The organism is Chromobacterium vaccinii, assembly GCF_000971335.1.
Classification (GTDB): domain Bacteria; phylum Pseudomonadota; class Gammaproteobacteria; order Burkholderiales; family Chromobacteriaceae; genus Chromobacterium; species Chromobacterium vaccinii.
In genome coordinates this window covers 54111-71668 of sequence record NZ_JZJL01000003.1, presented here as the reverse complement: position 1 = coordinate 71668, position 17558 = coordinate 54111, and the positions used below count along the sequence as shown (strand labels likewise).

Genomic DNA, 17558 nt, shown 5'->3' with positions numbered 1-17558 from the left:
TAGGCCGACGGCTCAATGCTCGCGGCGCATGAACTGGCGCGGGCGGAAGCCCTGCGCGAACAAGGCGGCGAAGTAGACCGCCGCGCCGACGCCGACCAGCAGCAGCAGCCACAGCGCGCGCTGCCAAGCGTGGCCGTGCCAGTCTATCGGCAGCCACTGCAGGCAGGCCAGCAGCGCGGCCGCCATCGCCGCGATGGCGACGCTGAGCTTGGCGAGGAAGGCTTTCCAGCCCGCCTCGGGCCGGTAGATGCCGCGCTTTTGCAGCGTGTACATCAACAGGCCGGCGTTGATGCAGGAAGCGAGGCCGATCGACAGCGCCAGGCCGGCGTGCTTCAGCGGAAACACGAAGGCCAGGTTCATGACTTGGGTGATGATCAAGGTGGTCACCGCGATGCGGACCGGCGTCTTGATGTCCTGGCGCGCGTAAAAGCCCGGCGCCAGCACCTTGACCAGAATCAGTCCGAGCAGGCCGAAGGAATAGGCGATCACCGCCTGCTGCGACATCAGCGCGTCGTGGGCGCTGAACTTGCCGTACATGAACATGGTGTACAGCAGCGGGCCGGACAGCAGGCCCAGGCCGACGGTGGCCGGCACCGCCAGCAGCAGCGACAGCCGGATGCCCCAGTCCAGCAGCACGCTGAACTCGGCGTCGGACTTGCTGGCCGCGTGCTTGGACAAGGACGGCAGCAGGATGGTGCCGAGCGCCACGCCCAACACGCCGGACGGGAATTCCATCAGCCGGTCGGCGTAATACATCCACGACACGCTGCCGGTGGGCAGGAAGGAGGCGAAGGTGGAGTTGATCAGCAGCGAGATCTGCGCCACCGACACGCCGAAGATCGCCGGCCCCATCTGCCTGATCACCCGCCACACCTCCGGGTCGCGGAAGGCGAGGATGGGCCGGGCCAGCATGCCGACCTGCTTCAGGAAGGGCAGCTGCCACACCAGCTGGATCAGGCCGCCGACGAACACCGCCCACGCCATTGCCATGATGGGCGGATGGAAATAGTGGGTGAAGCACAGCGCGAACACGATGAAGCTGAGGTTCAGAAAGGTGGGGGTGAACGCCGGAATCGAAAACTTGCCCCAGCTGTTCAGGATGCTGCCGGTCATCGACGACAGCGAGATGAAGAATATATAGGGGAAAGACACCCGCAGGATGTCGGCGAACAGCGCGGCCTTGGCCGGCTCGCGGTAGAAGCCGGGGGCAGAGATCCACATGATGGCCGGCGCGGCCAGCATGCCTATCGCCGTCACCAGCAGCAGCACCGAGCCCAGCACGCCAGTGACCTTGGCGACGAACTCGCGCGTTTCCTCGTGGGTCTTGTTCTGCTTGTATTCGCCGAGGATGGGCACGAAAGCCTGCGAGAACGCGCCTTCGGCGAACAGCCGGCGCAGCATGTTGGGAATCTTGAAGGCGGCGTTGAAGGCGTCGGCGGCCATGCCGGCGCCGAAGATGCGGGCGACCAGGGTGTCGCGCACCAGGCCGAGGACGCGGGACACCATGGTCATGCTGCTGACTGCAGCCAGGGCCTTGAGCAGGTTCATTTTGGTTTGACAGCCGATACTAGGCGGATTGAGCAAGCCCGCTAGTTTACGCTGGCGGGTTTATTGTTGCAAAACCTGAGTTTAGGGCTTAGAATCGCGGGTTTCAGATTCCGCTATCAGGAGAAATTCATGGCTAACAGCGCACAAGCTCGCAAGCGTGCACGCACAGCCCTTAAGCAGCGCGCGCACAACGCCAGCCTGCGTACTGCGTTCCGTACCGCAGTGAAGAAAGTGCTCAAGGCTATCGAAGCCGGTGACAAGGCCGCCGCTCGCGTGGTGTTCCAGACTTCCGAAAAAGTCATCGACCGCATCGCTGACAAGGGCGTGTTCCACAAGAACAAGGCTGCTCGTCACAAGAGCCGTCTGTCCGCCCAGATCAAGGCCATGGCCTAATCGATCGACAGCCCAGGCTGCAAGAATACGCAAAGGCTCCGCATCGCGGGGCCTTTTGTGTATCCGCGCCCCCGTCGCAGCGATGCGGCGGGGGCGTTGTCCTTTCCTGCGTCGACAAGGGAAAGGGGCTTATGCATACTCGATGAATCCGCACGGTGAAACGGGAGCGCCGCCGATGAAAACCGCCATTGCGATTCGCCATGTCGCGTTCGAGGATCTCGGGTCCTTGCGCCGCCAGCTGGAAATGCGCGGCTACCGCATCGAATACCGCGAGGCCGGCGTGGACCGGCTGGACAGTCCGGCGCTGGAGCAGGCCGACCTGCTGGTGGTGCTGGGCGGCCCGATAGGCGTCGGTGACGACGATCTGTATCCGTTTCTCCAGCAGGAGCGGTTGCTGTTGGAGCAGCGGCTGAGGCGGCGCCGGCCGACGCTGGGCATCTGTCTGGGGGCGCAATTGATGGCGAGCGCGCTGGGCGCGCGGGTGGCGCCGATGGGGCATAAGGAAATCGGCTACGCGTCGCTGCGTCTGACCGATGCCGGGCGGGCGTCGCCGCTGGCGCCGCTGGCCGACGCGCCGGTGCTGCACTGGCATGGCGACCAGTTCGCCATTCCCGACGGCGCGCAGTGTCTGGCGGGCAGCGAGCTGTGTCCGCACCAGGCTTTCGCCGTCGAGGATTACGCGCTTGGCTTGCAATTCCATCCGGAGGTGGAGCCGGCGCAGCTGGAACGCTGGCTGATCGGCCACAGCGGCGAGCTGGCGGCGGCGGGCATCGATCCGCGCGAGCTGCGCGAGCAGAACCGGCGGCACGGCGAGGCCTTGCCCGCGCTGGCCGCCCAGATGCTCAGCCGCTGGCTGAGCGGCGTCAGCATCTGACCAGGGGGGCCTACAGCAGCCGTGCCGCCTGGCGGGCCATCTCGCCTTCCTCGTCGGTGGGCAGCATATAGGCCGGCAGACGGCTGCCGGCGGCGGTGAGCCGCCGCGCGTGGGCGAGGTTGGCCGCGTGGTCCAGCTCGAATCCCAGCCAGGACAGCTGCTGCAATATCCTGGCCCTCACCTCGGCAGAGTGTTCGCCTATGCCGGCGGTGAAGATCAGTCCGTCCAGGCCGCGCATCGCCCCGGCCAGGCTGGCCGCCTCGCGCGCCGCCCGGTAGCAGAACAGCTCCACCGCCTCGCGCGCCTCCGGCAGTTCGCTGTCCAGCAGTTCGCGCATGTCGGCCGACACGCCGGACACGCCCAGCAGGCCGGAGTTTTTGTACAGCTCGCGCCGCACGTCCTTCACTCCCATGCCTTCATGTTCCTGCCAATACAGGATCACTTCCGGGTCGATATAGCCGGGCCGGCTGCCCATCATCAGGCCGTCCACCGCCGAAAACCCCATGCTGGACGCCACGCTCTTGCCGGATTCGATCGCGCAGGCGCTGGCGCCGCTGCCCAGATGGCAGACCACCACCTTGCCGTGGGCCAGGCCGATTTCCGGCAACCGCCGCGCGATGGCGGCGTAGGACAGGCCGTGGAAGCCGTAGCGGCGCACGCCCTCGTCGTGCCAGTGGCGGGCGATGCCGAAGCGGGTGGCCACCGTCGGCTGGGTGGCGTGGAAGGCGGTGTCGAAGCAGGCGATTTGCGGCAGTTGCGGATCTATCCGGCTGAAGGCGTCTATCACCGCCAGGCTGACCGGCTGGTGCAGCGGCGCCAGCGCGATGTAGTCGTCCAGCGCCGCCCGAGTGTCGGCATCCACCCGCGCCGGCTGGCGGAAGCGGTTGCCGCCATGCACCACCCGGTGCGCCACCGCCCGCGCCTCCAACCCCTGATCGGCCAGGCCGTTCAGCACCGCCGCCAGCGCGGTGTCGTGGGCGGCGTCGGCCAGGCCGCGCTCGGCCAGCTTCTGGCCGTTGGCGTCGGCCAGCGAGAACAGGGCTTCGCGGCTGCCGAAGCGGTCTACCATGCCGCGCGCCAGCAGCGTCTGGCCGTCCAGCGAGAACGCGCGGAACTTCAGGGTGGCGGAACCAGCGTTGATCGCCAGCAGGCAACGGTTCATGGACGTCCTCCCTGGCGGCGTTTCTGGTGGGCCAGCAGGCTGGCGATGGCGCTGGAGGCCAGGCGGCCGCTGGCGTCGTCGGAGCGGCTGGTCAGCACCATCGGCACGCGGGCGCCCATCACGATGCCGGCGGAGGCGGCCTGCGCCAGATACGTCAGCTGTTTGCCCAGCATATTGCCGGCTTCCAGGTTGGGAACCAGCAGAATGTCCGGATCGCCGGCCACTGTCGAGACGATGCCCTTGCTGTCGGCCGCTTCCTTGGAGATGGCGTTGTCGAAGGCCAGCGGGCCGTCGAGGATGGCGCCGGTGATCTGGCCGCGGTCCGCCATTTTGCACAGCGCGGCGGCGTCCAGCGTGGCCTGCATGTCGGGGTTGATGGTTTCCACCGCGGCCAGGATGGCTACCTTGGGGCAGGCGATGCCCAGCGCGTGAGTGAGGTCGATGGCGTTCTGGCAGATGTCGCGCTTGGTGATCAGATCCGGCTCGATATTGACCGCCGCGTCGGTGATGAACAGGTAGCGCGGATAGCTTTCCACCTTCATGATCCAGACGTGGCTGATGCGGCGGTCGGTGCGGATGCCGGTGTCGCGGGCCAGCGCGGCGCTCATGAACTCGTCGGTGTGCAGGCTGCCCTTCATCAGGATGTCGGCGTAGCCGTCGCGGGCCAGCTGCACCGCGCGTTCGGCGGCGGCGTGGCTGTGTTCCACGTCTATGCACTCGAAGCGTTTGAGGTCTACTTCAAGTTCGTCCGCCAGCTTCTTCAGCTTGGCCAGCGGCGCCACCAGGATCGGGGTGGCGATGCCGTTGTCGGCCGCTTCGACCGCGCCCAGCAGCGCATCCCTGCTGCAGGGGTGGGCCACCGCCATCGGCAGCGCGCCCAGTTGGCGCGCCTGTTGCAGGATGTCGTCGAATGCGTGGGTATCGTGAATCATGCCGTTCTCCTCAAGCCTTGATGTGGTGTCCGCCGTCGACGTAGATGGTCTGGCCGGTCAGGCCGCTGGCGGCGTCGGAAATCAGGAAGGCGCAGGTCATGCCCACTTCTTCTATCTCCACCAGGCGATTCTGCGGCGCGCGGGAGATGGCGTCCTCGATCAACTGGTCGAAGTGCGCGATGCCGGAGGCGGCGCGGGTTTTCAGCGGGCCGGGCGACACCGCGTGCACGCGGATGCGCTTGGGGCCGAGCTCGTTGGCCAGGTAGCGGGACACGCTTTCCAGCGCCGCCTTGACCGGGCCCATGATGTTGTAGTTTTCCACCACCTTGTCGGCGCCGTAATAGCTCATCGTGATCAGACTGCCGCCGCGCTTCATCAGCGGCTCGGCCAGCCGCGCCATCTCGATGAACGAGTAGCACGATACCCGCATAGCCTGCTGGAAGCCCGCCAGCGAACAGTCGGTGACGCGGCCGTGCAAGTCTTCCATCGGGCAATAGGCGATGGAGTGGATGATGAAGTCCAGCCCGCCCCAGTGCTTTTCTATCTCGGCGAACACGCGCTCCAACTGGCCGGCTTGCTCCACGTCCAGCGGCAGCACCAGCTTGGCCTGCAGCTGTTCGGCCAGCGGCCGCACGTATTTCTCGGCCTTGGCGTTGAGGTAGGTGACCGCGCATTCCGCGCCCAGTTGATGCAGCACGCTGGCGCAGCCGTAGGCGATGCTGTCTTCGTTGGCGATGCCGACGATGAGCCCTCTCTTGCCGGCGAGGATGTTGCGTATGCTTTCCATCTGACCTTCTTGGTAAACCATTTGGACCTCCGGGATAGCGTTGCAGGGCGGTGTTGCAGCAGAATGATTAAAAGTGGTTTTTGTATTGCCGTTTCAGTCGGATATAATGGTTGGTTTGCAGGCGGCGCACTTGTGTTTGAAAGCTGGCGGCCGCATCTGTACAGTCAGACCTGTCCTGAGTTTAGTTCCGGATGTGGTGCAGTGCAGCAATCATGCGTATTATGCCATTGTGGTCAATTGGCGGGAAAGTAAAGCTATGCCGATCTATGAATATCGTTGCGGCGCCTGTGGCGTCGCCAAGGAACACCTGCAGAAACTGAGCGACGCGCCGGTGGCCGCCTGTCCGGAATGCGGCAGCGCCGACTACCGCAAGCAGCTGTCCGCCGCCGGTTTCCAGCTGAAGGGCTCGGGCTGGTACGCCACCGACTTCAAGGGCGGAGCCTCCGCGTCCTCCTCCAGCGGCTCCGATTCTTCCGGAGGCCATAGCTGCGGCGCTGGCTGCGGTTGCGACTGATGTCGGTTTCCCCGCAGATAAAAATGACCCTGAAGGGCTATCTGATCGCCGGCCTGCTGATCTGGCTGCCGCTGGCGATCACCCTTTGGGTGTTGAACCTGATCATCGGTTCGCTGGACCAGACGCTGACGCTGCTGCCGGCCGAGTGGCGCCCCGAGCAGCTGTTCGGCATGCACATCCCCGGCCTGGGGGTGGTGTTCGCGGTATTGGTGGTGATGGGCACCGGCATGCTGGCCGCCAACGTGCTGGGCCGCCGCCTGGTGGAGTTCTGGCACGGCCTGCTGTCGCGCACGCCGGTGGTCAATTCCATCTACAACAGCGTCAAGCAGGTCAGCGACACGCTGCTGTCCGATTCGGGCAACGCGTTCAAGAACGCGCTTTTGGTGCGCTGGCCGCATCAAAATGCCTGGACCGTGGCTTTCCAGACCGGCACGCCGGCTCAGGAAATCCTGCGCCACGCGGAGAACGGCGAGGAACTGGTCAGCGTCTACGTGCCGACCACGCCGAACCCGACCTCGGGCTATTTCATCGTGGTGCCGCGCAGCGACACCCGCGAGCTGAACATGAGCGTCGACGAGGCGCTCAAGTACGTCATTTCCATGGGCGTGGTGGTTCCGACCCCGCCGCCGCAGGCTCAACGCCCGCGGCTGAATGATGAACATAATCGGCAGGGCTAGGCCGTCACCCTGTCTAGCCCCTAAGCATGTCGTCCCCCAGCGGGAACTTCGAAGAATTCAATCAAAAAGGTTTACCCAATGCGCACCGATTATTGCGGACTCATCGACAAGAAATACCTCGGTCAAACCGTGACCGTCAAAGGCTGGGCCCACCGCCGCCGCGACCATGGCGGCGTGATCTTCATCGACCTGCGCGATCGCGAAGGCCTGGTGCAGGTGGTGATCGATCCGGACACCCCGGAAGCGTTCCGTCTGGCTGACAGCAGCCGCGGCGAGTACGTGCTGTCCATCAGCGGCATCGTGCGCGAGCGCCCGGCCGGCACCGCCAACAGCAAGATGATCTCCGGCGAGATCGAAATCCTGGCCAAGGAAATCGAAATCCTGAACGCCGCGGCCACGCCGCCGTTCCAGATCGACGACGAGAACCTGTCGGAAAACGTCCGCCTGACCAACCGCGTGATCGACCTGCGCCGCCCGGCGATGCAGAAGAACCTGCGCCTGCGCTACAAGGTGGCGATGGGCGTGCGCAACCACCTGGACAAGCAGGGCTTCATCGACATCGAAACCCCGATGCTGACCCGCTCCACCCCGGAAGGCGCCCGCGACTACCTGGTGCCGTCCCGCGTGCATCCGGGCGAGTTCTTCGCGCTGCCGCAATCGCCGCAGCTGTTCAAGCAGCTGCTGATGGTGGCCGGCTTCGACCGCTACTACCAGATCACCAAGTGCTTCCGCGACGAAGACCTGCGCGCCGATCGCCAGCCTGAATTCACCCAGATCGATATCGAGACCTCGTTCCTGAACGAGGACCAGATCATGGACATCACCGAGACCATGACCCGTGAGATCTTCAGCGACGTGCTGGGCGTGACGCTGCCGACCTTCCCGCGCATGACCTACGGCGACGCCATGTTCTACTACGGCTCCGACAAGCCGGACATGCGCGTTTCGCTGAAATTCACCGAACTGACCGACGTGATGAAGTCGGAAGAGTTCAAGGTGTTCCGCGGCGCCGCCGACATGGCGAACGGCCGCGTGGTGGCCCTGCGCGTGCCGAACGGCGCGTCTTTCAGCCGTAAGGAAATCGACGACTACACCCAGTTCGTCGCCATCTACGGCGCCAAGGGCCTGGCCTACATCAAGGTCAATGACGTCACCAAGCTGAACGAAGAGGGCCTGCAGTCCCCGATCGTGAAGTTCCTGTCCGCCAACGGCCTGAAGGAAATCATCGAGCGCACCGGCGCGCAAAACGGCGACATCGTCTTCTTCGGCGCGGACAAGGCCAAGGTGGTGAACGAGGCGATCGGCGCGCTGCGCATCAAGATCGGCCACGAGCACGGCCTGGAGAACGGCTACTTCGTCAAGGAATGGCGCCCGCTGTGGGTGGTGGACTTCCCGATGTTCGAGCACGACGAGGAAGCCGACCGCTGGACCGCCTGCCACCATCCGTTCACCAGCCCGAAGCCGGGCCACGAGGACCTGATGGCCACCGATCCGGGCGCCTGCCTGGCCCGCGCCTACGACATGGTGCTGAACGGCTGGGAAATCGGCGGCGGCTCCATCCGTATCCACCGCGCCGAGATCCAGGAGAAGGTGTTCGGCGCGCTGAAGATCAGCCCGGAAGAGCAGCAGAACAAGTTCGGCTTCCTGCTGGACAACCTGAAGTTCGGCGCGCCGCCGCACGGCGGCCTGGCTTTCGGCCTGGACCGTCTGGTGACGCTGATGTGCGGCGCGGAGTCCATCCGCGATGTGATCGCCTTCCCCAAGACCCAGCGCGCCCAGTGCCTGCTGACCAACGCGCCGAACGCTGTGGACGACAAGCAGCTGCGCGAGCTGAACCTGCGCCTGCGCCAGAAGGCCGAGCCGAGCGCCTGATCCTTTGGGGTCGCGTAGAAAAACGGACAGCTAGCTGTCCGTTTTTTTTTTTCGCGCCGTCCCTGCCGACGGTCGTCGGCTTGAAACTTCGGCCGGCCATCCCCATCTGACTGGATAGTCCCCGCTCAGCCGGGGCGGTCCCGCGGCCGGCAATTGCAAAACTTTATCGCAACGATATCGATTTACAATTTGCCGGGTCCGGACGCAGTGTTTTATAAAGCTCCGCAATCCACGGCGTTTTCCGATGCCCGATCAGGAACGCGCCGTCATATCAAGACCCTTAAGGAGATCAAAATGGCCGTACTCGTTGGCAAGCAAGCCCCGTTCTTCGCTGGTGAAAAGACTTTCTCCGCCGTGCTGGGCAATGGCGAGATCGTAGACAACTACTCCTTCAAGCAAGCCACCGCCGGCAAGTACGCCGTGGTGTTCTTCTACCCGCTGGACTTCACCTTCGTCTGCCCGTCCGAACTGATCGCCTTCGATCACCGCCTGGCTGAGTTCAAGGCCAAGAACGTGGAAGTGATCGGCGTGTCCATCGACAGCCAGTTCACCCACGCCGCATGGCGCAACACCCCGGTCGACAAGGGCGGCATCGGCCAAGTCGGCTACACCCTGGTGGCCGACATCCAGCACGAGCTGTGCAAGGCCTATGACGTTGAAGCCGACGGCGGCGTCGCGTTCCGCGGCTCCTTCCTGATCGACAAGTCCGGCGTGGTGCAGCACCAAGTGGTGAACAACCTGCCGCTGGGCCGCAACGTCGACGAAATGCTGCGCATGGTCGACGCGCTGCAATTCACCGAAGAGCACGGCGAAGTGTGCCCGGCTGGCTGGAACAAGGGCAAGAAGGGCATGAAGCCGTCCGCCGAAGGCGTGGCTTCCTACCTGGCCGAGAACGCCAAGGACCTGTAATCCGCGACTGATCCGGATTCTGTTCCGCACCCCGCCCGCGCAAGCCGGCGGGGTGTTGTTTTATCGGCTGTCCCGGCCCGCGATGGCTGCGAGGCTCCCGCAAGGCCGAAGCGCGAGCCGTCTAGCGGGTTTCCGCCGCGGGATCGAGCATGGTTTTCAGCGCGCCGTGCTGGACGGCCACGCTCAGGCAGGCGGCCAGCGCGCACAGCCACCACAGCGCCGAGCCGCCCAGCTGGCCGTACAGCGCGGTGCCCAGCGCCGGCGCCACCAGCGTCCGGCCGTTCCAGGCGGCGTTGTAAAGTCCCAGGTAGCTGCCGCGCAGCCTGCCCTCCGAGCGGTGCATCACCAGTTGCGCGTAGCTGGGCGATAGCAACAGCTCGCCGAAAGTCAGCGTCACCATCATCAGCACCGCCCATTGCGCGCCGTGGCCGGCGTTCAGCCACAGGAAGGAACAGCCGGTCAGCAGCACGCCCAGCTGGGTGCTGCGCGCCAGCCCCCAGCGCAGGATGCGGCTGCTGACCGGGATCTGCAGCGCCACCACCATCAGGCCGTTGATGGTGAACAGATAGCCCACCCATTGCGGCCCCAGCTGGTAGTGCTCGCGCAGGAACAGCGCCAGCGTCACGTACATCTGGTCGAAAGCCAGCGTGACCAGCACCAGGGCCAGGATGCTGCGCAGAAAGCTGGCGTCGCGCCAGGGGCCGGCCAGCGAGCCGTCGTCGCCGGCCTGGCGCTGCTGCGGACGGGTGCTTTCCACGTGGCGGGCGTAGGACCAGGCCATCCAGGACGCGCCCAGCAGCGTGCCGGCGGCGTTGGCCGCGTACACCCATTGGTAGCCGTAGGCGGCGAGAAAACCGCTGGTGACCCCGGCGATGGCCACGCCTAGATTGAAGGCCACCCGCATCATGCCTTGGGCCACCGGCCGCTGCTGCGGCGTGCAAGGCTCCAGCGCCAGTCGCTGATTGATCGGCCGGAAACCGCCGTCGGCCATGCCGGACAGCACCAGCAGCGGCATGAACATCCACACCGGAATCTGCAGTGCCAGCAAGGCCATGCACAGGCCGGATACGGCTAGGGCCAGCACCGCCAGCGCGCGGCTGTCGAAGCGGTCGGTCAGGCTGCCGCCTTTCAGCGATCCGGCCAGCATGCCGGCGCCGTAGAAGGCCATCAACATGCCGATCTGGCTGTAGGGCAGGTGGTAGTTTTCGCGCAGGTAAAGCGGCAGGAACAGCTTGGAGATGCCGCCCACATTATTGATGAAGCTGCAGACGACCTGGATGTAGACGCTGGGCGGCAGGCCGCGGTAGGGGCGGGCGAGGCGGTCAAGCAAAGCGGTTCGGGGCATGGCGGGGCAACGGCCGTTCGGCCTGGTTCCGGCTACGCGGCGGAAGCAGATTGGCGGATCGCTGCATGATTATGCGATATGCTTATTCTTCTATTTAAAACAATAACCAGTCAATGGCCCTGTTGCATTATTTCACTGGCAGTTTTGCCTTGACCGTGCGCATCATGGTGGCCTGCTTCTCCGCGCGGGGATGCAGGCCGTCGGGCTGGAAGGCGCTCAGATCGCCGGCGAAGCCCTCGATCAGCAGCGGCACGTAGGCCAGGCGATTGCGCCGGGCCAAATCGTCATAAACGCCGCGGAACTCGGCGCCGTAGCGGGGGCCATAGTTGGGTGGCAGCGCCATGCCCACCAGCAGCACCTTGGCCTGGCGGGCCTGGGCCAGGTCTATCATCCGCTGCAGGTTGCGGCGCATCTCGGCCATCGGCAGGCCGCGCAGGCCGTCGTTGGCGCCCAGCTCCAGCACCAGCACGTCGGGCCGGTGGCGGGCGAGCGCGTCGGGCAGCCTGGACAGGCCGCCGGCGCTGGTTTCGCCGGAGACGCTGGCGTTGACGACCAGATGCCTGGGCGCGAGGTCGCGCGCCAGCAGCGCCGCCCAGCCCTGGCCCGGCGCCAGGCCGTAGCCGGCCGACAGGCTGTCGCCGAACACCAGCACCGTGGCGGCCAAGGCGGGCAACTGCCACAGCAGCAACAAGGGGAACAGCATTTTGCAGACGATAGAACGCATGAATCATCCTGAGAAAAAGAAGGCGGTATTGGCCGCCAGCGAGTTGGCGAAACAAGTGCATTTCCGCGGCGACGTGCTGCACATCCTGCGCAGCGCGTCGTTGACCCTGTATTCCGGCGAGAGCGTGGCCATCGTCGGCACCTCGGGCTCGGGCAAGTCCACGCTGCTGTCGCTGCTGGCCGGCCTCGACCACCCCAGCGACGGCGAGGTGGCGCTGTTCGGCAAGCCGCTGTCGCGGCTGAACGAAGACGCCCGCGCGCTGCTCAGGCGCGACAAGGTGGGCTTCGTGTTCCAGAACTTCCAGCTGCTGCCGCAATTGACCGCGCTGGAGAACGTCATGCTGCCACTGGAGCTGGCCGGGCGCAACGACGCGCGAGAGGCGGCGCAGCGGATGCTGGAGCGCGTCGGCCTGGCGGCGCGGCTTGGCCATTACCCGCGCCACCTGTCCGGCGGCGAACAGCAGCGGGTGGCGCTGGCGCGCGCCTTCGTCATCCATCCCGGCCTGTTGTTCGCCGACGAGCCCACTGGCAATCTCGATCCGCATACCGGCCGCCAGATCATAGACCTGCTGTTCCAGCTGAACGCCGAACAGGGCACGGCGCTGGTGCTGGTCACCCACGACAACGAGCTGGCCAGCCGCTGCGACGCCATCTACCGGCTGGTGGACGGCAAGCTGAACGGAGCGCGCGCTGAATGACTCCGTTTGGACGTTTCCGTTTCGTTTCCCGCTTCATCCGCCGCGAGCTGGCGGCGGGGGAGCTGACCATCCTCGGCCTGGCGCTGCTGGTGGCGGTGGCGGCGATGAGCAGCGTCGCTTTCTTCTCCGACCGGGTGGAAAAGGCGCTGACCACTCAGGCCACCCAGCTGCTGGCGGCAGACCTGGTGCTCTCCGGCAACGAGACGGCTCCGGACGCGGTGCGGGCCGAGGCGAAGCGCCGCGGCCTGCAGACCGCCGACAACATCACCTTCCCGTCCATGGTGTTCGCCGGCGGACAGGCGACGCTGGCGCAGTACAAGGCGGTGAGCTCGGGCTACCCGCTGCGCGGCGAGACTACGGTGCGGCTGATCGGCGGCGGCGAGAAAAGCGGCCGGCTGCAGCCTACGCCCGGCACCGCCTGGGCCGACGCCAGGCTGATCAGCCGGCTCAAGCTGAAGCTGGGCGACGAGATCGGCGTCGGCAACGCCCAGTTGAAGCTGGCCGGCGTCATCGTCCGCGAGCCGGACGGCAGTATGGACATCTACAATTTCGTGCCGCGGCTGATGTTCAACAGCTCCGATCTGCCGGCCACCGGCCTGGTGCAGGAGGGCAGCCGCATCCGCTGGCGCTTGCTGTTCGCCGGCGAAGACCGCCAGGTCGCCGATTTCCGCGCCTGGCTGCTCGCGCACAAGCCCAAGGGCGCCAGGCTGGAAAACGTGGAAGAGATGCGGCCGGAAATCCGCACCGGCCTGGAGCGCGCGCGGCGCTTCCTCGGCTTGACCGCGATGCTGACCGTGGCGCTGGCCGCTTCCGCGGTGGCGCTGGTGGTGCGCCGCTACCTGCAGCGCCATTGGCAGCAGGTGGCGGTGCTGCGCTGCCTGGGCCTGGGCTCCGGCGAGGTATGGGGGCTGTTCGTCGGCCTGTTCGCGCTGGTGGGCCTGTTGGCCGGTCTGCTGGGCACGCTGGCCGGCTTCGGCGTGCAACTGGGGCTGATGCGGCTGTTCAGCGGCTACGTCGGCGAGATCCTGCCCGATCCGGGCTGGCAGCCGTGGCTGATCGGCCCGCTGGCGGCGCAGCTGCTGCTGGCTGGCCTGGCGCTGCCGCCCCTGATGGGCATACGCGACGTGTCGCCGGCGGCGGTGCTGCGCAACGAGCTGCCGCCGACGCGCCAGGGCGTGATCTCGCCGGTGCTGGCGCTGGCCACGCTGCTGGGCCTGGCTTCGTGGCAGGTGGGCGAGTGGTCGCTGGCCGGCTGGCTGCTGGCGGCGATGCTGGGTTTTCTCGGCGTGTCCGGCGCGCTGGCGCTGGGCCTGGTGCTGCTGTTGCGCCGGCTGCCGCGCGGCGGCAAGGTGGGCTGGCGCTTCGGCATCGCCAATTTGGCCCGGAGGCGCTGGCTGGCGGTGCTGCAGATCGCCTCGCTGTCGGTGGGGCTGATGGCGCTGCTGACGCTTACCGTGGTGCGCGACGACCTGATCGGGGCCTGGCAGCGCAGCGTGCCGGCAGACGCGCCGAACAAGTTCGTGATCAACATCCAGGGCAACCAGCTGGACGGCGTGCGCGACGCGTTCGCCGCGGCCGGGCGGCCGCAGCCCGAGCTCGCGCCCATGGCGCGCGCCCGGCTGATCGCCATCAACGAGCAGCCGGTGCGCCCGGCTGCTTACGACAACGAGCAGGCGCGGCGGCTGGCGGAACGCGAGTTCAATCTGTCCTGGCGCGCCGAGCCGCCGCCGGGCAACCAGGTGGTGTCCGGCAAGTGGTGGGACGAGGGCAAGCGGGTGAAGCCGCAATTCTCGGTGGAGAAGGGCCTGGCCAATCTCCTGGGCATCCGGCTGGGCGACACGCTGGCTTTCGACTTGGCCGGCACCGCCTACCGCGCCAAGGTGACCAGCCTGCGCGAAGTGCCCTGGGACAGCTTCCGCGTCAATTTCTTCGTGATCGGCACGCCGGGCCAGTTCAGCCGGCAGCCGGCCAGCTGGATCACCAGCTTCCGCCTGGAGCCGGCGGACGAGGCCTTCGCCAATCAATTGGTGGAGCGCTTTCCCAATCTGACGGTGATCGACGTGGGCAGCATCCTGGCCGAGGTCAGGGCGATGGTGGACAAGCTGACGCGCGCGATCGAGGCGATGTTCCTGTTGGCGCTGGCGGCCGGGGTGCTGGTGTTGTGGGCGTCGCTGACCGCCACCCGCGACGAGCGGCTGGCCGACGTGGGTTTGATGCGGGCGCTGGGCGCGTCGCGCAGGCAGGTGCGCAGCGTGGTGCTGGCCGAGCTGGTGTGGCTGGGCGCGGTGTCCGGCCTGCTGGCGGCGCTGGGGGCGATGGGAATCGGCGTGCTGGCGGCGGTGAAACTGTTTTCCCTGCCCCTGCTGCTCAACTGGTGGCTGCTGCCGCTGGGGATGGCCGGCGGGGTGCTGGTGGTGACGCTCGCTGGCTGGCCGCTGGTGGGCAAGGTGACGAGAACGCCGCCGCTGACGGTGCTGCGCGCGATAGGCTAGCGGCGGAACAAGCGGGACGAACCCGCGGAAGGAGAAGCGATGGACGAAATGGTGTTGGCGGCGCTGGCCAAGTGGCCGAACGTGCCGGCGGTGTTCGGCTGGCTGCGGCTGGATGCCCGGGGCCAGTGGTGGATCAAGGACGCCAGGCTGCAGCATGAGGGGATGGTGGAGTTCTTCAACCGCAATTACAGCCGCGACGGCCAGGGCCGCTGCTATGTGCAGAACGGCCCGCAGAAAGTGTATGTGCAGCTGGACGCCGCGCCCTTGGCGGCGCGGCGCACGCCCAAGGGCTGGAGCACCGTGCCTTACGACGACGACGTGCCGGCGCGCGCGGCCTGGCTGACGCCGGAGGGGATGCTGCTGCTGGAGATAGGCGGCGAGCTGGCCGCGGTGGACGACCGCGACTTGGCCGCGGTGCTGGAGGAGGCGCTGCCGGACTGGGACGGCGACGCGGCGTCGCTGCCCGCCGTGCTGAAGGTCGGCGACGCCGGCCTGCCGCTGGCGGCCGAGACCTTGCCGGCGTTGCAGGCGCGTTACGGCATTGTCGCCCGGCCCAGGTAAGTCGTTTGTCTGGATGAGAAAAAGCCCCGCCGAAACGGCGGGGCTTTGTCATGGCGCGGCAGGATCAGACCGGTTCGGCCTTGACGCCGACCAGCCGCTTGCGGCCTGCCAGCATGCCGACGGAGAAGGCCGCGGCGGCGATCAGGCTGAACAGCAGCGCCAGCGGCCAGGCTTCGTGGCTGTGGCCGCGGATCAGGCCGACGGCGAACGGGCCCATCGAGGCCAGCATATAGCCTATGCCCTGGGCCATGCCGGACAGGCTGGCCGCCACGTGCTGGTCGGGAGAGCGGTGCGCCAGCAGGCTCAGCGCGGTGCTGAACAGGCCGCCCTGGCCGAAGCCCAGCAGCGCCGCCCACAGCATCAGGCTGCCGGTGGGCGCGTACAGCATGCCCAGCAAGCCGGCGATCACCGCCAGCAGCGTGATGGCGATCGGCGGGCGCTGGTTGCGGCAGCGGTGGGCCAGGATCGGCACCAGCAGCGACGCCGGCACCTGCACCATGGTGGACAGCGACAGCATCAGTCCGCCCTGCATCGCGGTCAGGCCGCGGTCCATCAGGATGGAGGGCAGCCAGCCGAACACGATGTAGGCCAGCGACGATTGCAGGCCCATGAACAGCGTCACCTGCCAGGCCAGCGGGTCGCGAAGCAGGCCGCTGACCCGCCACTGGCCGCGGCCGGCGGCGTGGCGGGTGTTCATCTGCGGCCACCAGACGGCCAGCGCCAGCGCCGCCGGCAAGGCCCACAAGGCCAGCGCGGGCCGCCAGTCGTGGCTGAAGTGCTCGGCCACCGGAACGGTGAAGCCCGCGGCCAGCGCCGCGCCCAGGCACAGCGCCATGGTGTAGACGCCGGTCATCAGGCCGGCCCGGCTGGCGAAGTCGCGTTTGACGATGCCGGGCAACAGCACGCCGATCACGCCGATGGCGGCGCCGGCCAGCGCCGAGCCGGCGAACAGGCCGAACAGGCCCAGCTGGGTGCGCAGCAGGATGCCGGCGGCCAGGGCCAGCAGGACGACGGCGATGGTTTTCTCGCTGCCCAGGCGGCGGGCCAGATGCGGCGCCAACGGACCGAAGATGCCCAGGCAGGCCACCGGCAGGGTGGTCAGCAGGCCGGCCATGGCTGGGCTGAGGCCGGTATCGGCGCTGACCATGGCCAGCACCGGCGCCAGGCTGGACAGCGCCGGCCGCAGATTGAGCCCCACCAGCACCAGTCCCAGCAGCAACAGCAGCGCGCGCTTGCGGCTGCCGGTTTGCGGCATGGCGGAGGGGGTGTCGTCATCGATCAACAGTTCGTCGGCGATGGCTTGGGGCCGACCCGTATTTTCTTGCATCGTGCTTCCTTCTTATTGTTGCTTGTCCAGCAGCCGGTCCAGCGTGGCCAGCAGCGGGCGGGTGATGGCGGCGGCAGCTTGGCCGGCTTCGTCTGGCCGGCCTTGCCGGATCGCGTCGAAGATGGCGGCGTGGGCGGCCAAGTCCGGGTCGGGCAGCGCTTCGTCGCGGATCGAGTCCTGAACGCTTTGCCGCACCGCGCGCGAGAAAAAGTGGTAGAGGCCGGCCAGCGCCTGGTTGCCGCTGGCGTCGGCGATGGCGACATGGAAGGCGAGGTCCCGCTCGGCGTAGCTTTCCGGCGTTTCGCCGTCCTGCGGCCGCAGCCCTTCCAGCGTGGCGGCGATGCGGGCGATGTCGGCGCCGCCGGCGCGCTCGGCGGCCAGCCGCGCGGCGCTTTCTTCCAGCAGGCAGCGCACTTCCAGGTGTTCGCGCAGGCTGGCGCGGCTGATCGCGCGCATCGCCTCGCCCGGATTGACGATGGCCCGCACATAGGTGCCATCGCCCTGGCGCACTTCCAGCAGACCGGCGTACAGCAGCACCCGCACCGCCTCGCGCACGGTGTTGCGGCTGATGCCCAGCTCGTCGGCCAGTTCGGGTTCGGTGGGAATGCGGCTCCCCACCGGCCAGCGGCCTTGTTCCAGCTGGCGGCCAAGGTTGTCGACGGCGATGTCGACCAGCGAGCGTTTCGCGGCGGAAATATTCATAGATCCTGGCTTAAACATCCAATCATCCGATGAATTTTACCG

17 protein-coding genes are annotated in these 17558 nt (G+C 66.9%); 9 read left to right on the top strand and 8 right to left on the bottom strand.

Features of this window, described 5'->3' with window-relative positions; translation table 11 throughout:
- Nucleotides 1-12 precede the first annotated feature (12 nt).
- Nucleotides 13-1548, bottom strand: a complete 1536-nt coding sequence (gene murJ / locus VL52_RS02285) for a murein biosynthesis integral membrane protein MurJ (protein ID WP_046155535.1) — start codon at nucleotides 1546-1548, stop codon at nucleotides 13-15.
- Between the two features lie 129 nt (nucleotides 1549-1677).
- Here murJ and rpsT point away from each other — a divergent pair, with 129 nt between their 5' ends.
- On the top strand, nucleotides 1678-1941 hold the full coding sequence (rpsT, locus tag VL52_RS02280) for a 30S ribosomal protein S20 (protein ID WP_046155534.1): 264 nt from the start codon (nucleotides 1678-1680) through the stop codon (nucleotides 1939-1941).
- A gap of 175 nt (nucleotides 1942-2116) precedes the next feature.
- On the top strand, nucleotides 2117-2815 hold the full coding sequence (locus VL52_RS02275; protein ID WP_046155533.1) for a glutamine amidotransferase: 699 nt from the start codon (nucleotides 2117-2119) through the stop codon (nucleotides 2813-2815).
- A gap of 10 nt (nucleotides 2816-2825) precedes the next feature.
- On the opposite strand, the gene VL52_RS02270 is transcribed toward VL52_RS02275, so the two are convergent.
- Genes VL52_RS02270 through fabI form a run of 3 tightly spaced genes read right to left on the bottom strand, consistent with a single transcriptional unit; the run spans nucleotide 2826 to nucleotide 5717 of the window.
- Nucleotides 2826-3977: an acetate/propionate family kinase gene (locus tag VL52_RS02270; RefSeq protein ID WP_046155532.1), complete on the bottom strand. Its 1152-nt coding sequence runs from the start codon at nucleotides 3975-3977 to the stop codon at nucleotides 2826-2828.
- Nucleotides 3974-4909, bottom strand: a complete 936-nt coding sequence (locus VL52_RS02265; protein WP_046155531.1) for a phosphate acetyltransferase — start codon at nucleotides 4907-4909, stop codon at nucleotides 3974-3976. Before VL52_RS02265 ends, VL52_RS02270 begins: the two co-directional genes overlap by 4 nt.
- A gap of 10 nt (nucleotides 4910-4919) precedes the next feature.
- Entirely contained in the window at nucleotides 4920-5717 is a 798-nt protein-coding gene (gene fabI / locus VL52_RS02260; protein ID WP_235429180.1) for an enoyl-ACP reductase FabI, read from the bottom strand.
- A 235-nt stretch (nucleotides 5718-5952) separates the two neighbouring features.
- Between fabI and VL52_RS02255 the strand changes: the two genes are divergently transcribed.
- The 4 genes from VL52_RS02255 (at nucleotide 5953) to VL52_RS02240 (ending at nucleotide 9668) form a co-directional block, all read left to right on the top strand.
- On the top strand, nucleotides 5953-6210 hold the full coding sequence (locus VL52_RS02255; protein ID WP_046155530.1) for an FmdB family zinc ribbon protein: 258 nt from the start codon (nucleotides 5953-5955) through the stop codon (nucleotides 6208-6210).
- Nucleotides 6211-6233: 23 nt separating this feature from the next.
- Nucleotides 6234-6887 (top strand): DUF502 domain-containing protein, encoded by a 654-nt coding sequence (locus VL52_RS02250; RefSeq protein WP_235429177.1) that lies wholly within the window; start codon nucleotides 6234-6236, stop codon nucleotides 6885-6887.
- A gap of 78 nt (nucleotides 6888-6965) precedes the next feature.
- On the top strand, nucleotides 6966-8759 hold the full coding sequence (gene aspS / locus VL52_RS02245) for an aspartate--tRNA ligase (protein WP_046155529.1): 1794 nt from the start codon (nucleotides 6966-6968) through the stop codon (nucleotides 8757-8759).
- Between the two features lie 294 nt (nucleotides 8760-9053).
- Nucleotides 9054-9668, top strand: coding sequence for a peroxiredoxin (locus VL52_RS02240; RefSeq protein ID WP_046155528.1), 615 nt, complete (start codon nucleotides 9054-9056; stop codon nucleotides 9666-9668).
- Between the two features lie 121 nt (nucleotides 9669-9789).
- On the opposite strand, the gene VL52_RS02235 is transcribed toward VL52_RS02240, so the two are convergent.
- Together VL52_RS02235 and VL52_RS02230 are read right to left on the bottom strand one after the other, a co-directional pair.
- Nucleotides 9790-11013 (bottom strand): MFS transporter, encoded by a 1224-nt coding sequence (locus tag VL52_RS02235; protein WP_046155527.1) that lies wholly within the window; start codon nucleotides 11011-11013, stop codon nucleotides 9790-9792.
- A gap of 127 nt (nucleotides 11014-11140) precedes the next feature.
- The gene (locus VL52_RS02230) at nucleotides 11141-11737 is read right to left on the bottom strand and encodes an arylesterase (protein ID WP_046155526.1); all 597 of its coding nucleotides are present in this window, start codon (nucleotides 11735-11737) and stop codon (nucleotides 11141-11143) included.
- Between VL52_RS02230 and VL52_RS02225 the strand changes: the two genes are divergently transcribed.
- Genes VL52_RS02225 through VL52_RS02215 form a run of 3 tightly spaced genes read left to right on the top strand, consistent with a single transcriptional unit; the run spans nucleotide 11736 to nucleotide 15487 of the window.
- Nucleotides 11736-12434 (top strand): ABC transporter ATP-binding protein, encoded by a 699-nt coding sequence (locus VL52_RS02225; protein ID WP_046155525.1) that lies wholly within the window; start codon nucleotides 11736-11738, stop codon nucleotides 12432-12434. The genes VL52_RS02230 and VL52_RS02225 overlap by 2 nt on opposite strands.
- Nucleotides 12431-14926 (top strand): ABC transporter permease, encoded by a 2496-nt coding sequence (locus tag VL52_RS02220; protein ID WP_046155524.1) that lies wholly within the window; start codon nucleotides 12431-12433, stop codon nucleotides 14924-14926. Before VL52_RS02225 ends, VL52_RS02220 begins: the two co-directional genes overlap by 4 nt.
- A gap of 39 nt (nucleotides 14927-14965) precedes the next feature.
- Nucleotides 14966-15487: a DUF2946 family protein gene (locus VL52_RS02215; protein WP_046155523.1), complete on the top strand. Its 522-nt coding sequence runs from the start codon at nucleotides 14966-14968 to the stop codon at nucleotides 15485-15487.
- Between the two features lie 64 nt (nucleotides 15488-15551).
- Here VL52_RS02215 and VL52_RS02210 read toward each other — a convergent pair whose 3' ends face one another.
- Together VL52_RS02210 and VL52_RS02205 are read right to left on the bottom strand one after the other, a co-directional pair.
- On the bottom strand, nucleotides 15552-16814 hold the full coding sequence (locus tag VL52_RS02210; RefSeq protein ID WP_046155522.1) for a CynX/NimT family MFS transporter: 1263 nt from the start codon (nucleotides 16812-16814) through the stop codon (nucleotides 15552-15554).
- Nucleotides 16815-16826: 12 nt separating this feature from the next.
- Nucleotides 16827-17516 carry a FadR/GntR family transcriptional regulator gene (locus tag VL52_RS02205; RefSeq protein WP_046155521.1) on the bottom strand — a complete coding sequence of 230 codons (690 nt, stop codon included), beginning with the start codon at nucleotides 17514-17516 and terminating at the stop codon, nucleotides 16827-16829.
- Between the last annotated feature and the right edge of the window lie 42 nt (nucleotides 17517-17558).